The organism is Curtobacterium sp. B18 (assembly GCF_000333375.1).
Taxonomy (GTDB): domain Bacteria; phylum Actinomycetota; class Actinomycetes; order Actinomycetales; family Microbacteriaceae; genus Curtobacterium.
The window spans coordinates 1-2,210 of sequence record NZ_BACZ01000318.1 but is presented as its reverse complement, the minus strand read 5'-3'; the positions used below and the strand labels follow the sequence as shown (position 1 = coordinate 2,210).

Annotated in this window: 2 protein-coding genes; both read right to left on the bottom strand. The window is 72.0% G+C overall.

Features of this window, described 5'->3' with window-relative positions:
* Window positions 1–54: 54 nt before the first annotated feature.
* Window positions 55–1,191: a galactokinase gene (gene galK / locus I5E_RS08820; RefSeq protein ID WP_022906656.1), complete on the bottom strand. Its 1,137-nt coding sequence runs from the start codon at window positions 1,189–1,191 to the stop codon at window positions 55–57.
* The coding region (gene galT, locus I5E_RS08815; protein ID WP_031261959.1) for a galactose-1-phosphate uridylyltransferase at window positions 1,188–2,210 on the bottom strand (1,023 nt) is incomplete at its 5' end. The genes galK and galT, both read right to left, overlap by 4 nt.

Below are 2,210 nucleotides of genomic sequence, written 5' to 3'. Positions count from 1 at the left end.
CCACAGGGCACGCGACCCGCTGACCGGCGGCTCGACCGGCGCGGCGGAGGCGCGTCAGTCGCGCCGGGCGCCCTGCGCGGCGTGCACCGTGAACACCGTCGGCTCGCGGTACCCGGCAGCGGCGAAGGCGGCGGTGACCGCGTCTGCGATCGTCTGCCGCGCCTCCTGGTCGACCAACGCGATCGCCGCACCACCGAAGCCGCCGCCGGTCATCCGCGCGCCGACCGCACCGTGCGCCATCGCGGTCTCGACCGCGAGGTCGAGCTCCGGCACCGAGATCTCGAAGTCGTCGCGCATCGACGCGTGCGAGGCGACGAGCAGCGAGCCGATGGAGCGCGGTCCGTGCTCGCGCAGCGTGCGGACGGTGTCGAGGACACGCTGGTCCTCGGTCACGACGTGCCGGACGCGACGGAAGGTCTCGTCGTCGAGGAGTTCCTGCGCCCGCGGCAGGTCGTCGACCGACAGGTCGCGCAGCGCCTCGACGCCCATCACCGAGGCACCCCGCTCGCACGAGTCGCGTCGGGCCTTGTAGCCACCGGTGGCGTGGGCGTGCTCGACGCGGGTGTCGACGACGAGGACCTCGAGCCCGTTCGCCTCGAGCGCGAGGTCGACGACGGCGGTGTCGAGCGTGCGGCAGTCGAGGAAGACCACCGCGTCCTGCTCGCCGAGCAGCGAGGCGGACTGGTCCATGATGCCGGTCGGCGCACCGACGGCGTGGTTCTCGGAGTACTGGCCGACGCGTGCGAGCTGCTTCCGGCTCAGGCCGAGCTCCCACAGGTCGTTGAACGCGAGTGCGACGCCGCACTCGATCGCCGCGCTCGAGGACAGGCCCGCGCCGACGGGGACGTCCGACTCGATGAAGACGTCGAAGCCGGTCTTGTCCGTGAGGTCCGCACCCGCCTGCTCACGCAGCGCCCACGCGATGCCGAGGACGTAGGCCGACCAGCCGCTCATCCGCGACGGCTCGAGCTCGTCGAGGCCCAGCTCGAACACCGAGGACGCGTCGAAGGCCGAGGCGACCCGCAGTACGCGGTCCGTCCGCTGGGCGATCGAGGCGGTCGTGCGACGGTCGATCGCGAAGGGCAGGACGTAGCCGTCGTTGTAGTCGGTGTGCTCGCCGATGAGGTTGACCCGACCGGGCGCGGAGTACCGCACCGTGGGCTCGTACCCGTAGACCTGCTGGAACGTCATGCGCGTTCGATCCCTCCTCGGATGAACTCGGCCGCCTTCTCGGGGACGAGGTCCCCGATCCACGCGCCCATGGCGGCTTCACTGCCGGCCAGGAACTTGAGCTTGTCCGCCGCGCGGCGCGGGGACGTGATCTGGAGCATGAGCCGCACGGTGTCGCGGCCGGTGTGCACCGGCGCCTGGTGCCAGGCGGCGATGTACGGCGTCGGGTCGTCGTAGAGCTTGTCGATGCCGCGGGTGAGCCGTAGGTGCATGTGCGCCAGCTCGTCCTTCTCGGCGTCGGTGAGGCCGGCGAAGTCGGGGACGTGCCGGTGCGGGAGCATGTGGATCTCGATGGGCCAGCGCGCGGCGAACGGCACGAAGGCGGTGAAGTGCTCGCCGGCGAGGACGACCCGGTCGGACGCGCGCTCGTTCGCGAGGTGCTGCTCGAACAGGTCCGGTCCGAACCGCTCGATCGACGAGAGGAGGCGCTGGGTGCGCGGCGTGACGTAGGGGTAGGCGTAGATCTGCCCGTGCGGGTGGTGGAGCGTGACGCCGATGGCCTCGCCGCGGTTCTCGAACGGGAACACCTGCTGGATGCCCGGGAGCTCGGAGAGCGCCGCGGTGCGGTCCGCCCACGCCTCGACCACGGTGCGGGCGCGCGACTCGGAGATCGACGCGAAGGAGCCCTCGGTCGCGGGCGAGAAGCACACGACCTCGCACCGGCCGACGCTCCGGAACTGCCGGTTCAGCCCGACGTCGGACAGGGAGTCGAGCGACGACGGTGCGTCGGCAGCCCCGTCCGGACCCGCGAGCTCCGGACCGAACGACGGCGAACGGTTCTCGAACACCGCGACGTCGTACCGGCTCGGGATCTCGGAGGGGTTCTCCGGCGTCTGCGGGGCGAGCGGGTCCTGGTCGGCCGGCGGCAGGAACACCCGGTTCTGCCGGCTCGCCGCGATGGAGACCCACTCGCCGGTCAGGACGTCCTGGCGCATGCGCGCCGTCTCCGGCCGCGGTCGAGCACGCGCTGGTCGATGCTG

Excerpts from the sequence above, each read along its gene's own strand:
- galK (WP_022906656.1), bottom strand. The coding sequence starts at position 1,191 with ATGACGTTCCAGCAGGTCTACGGGTACGAGCCCACGGTGCGGTACTCC.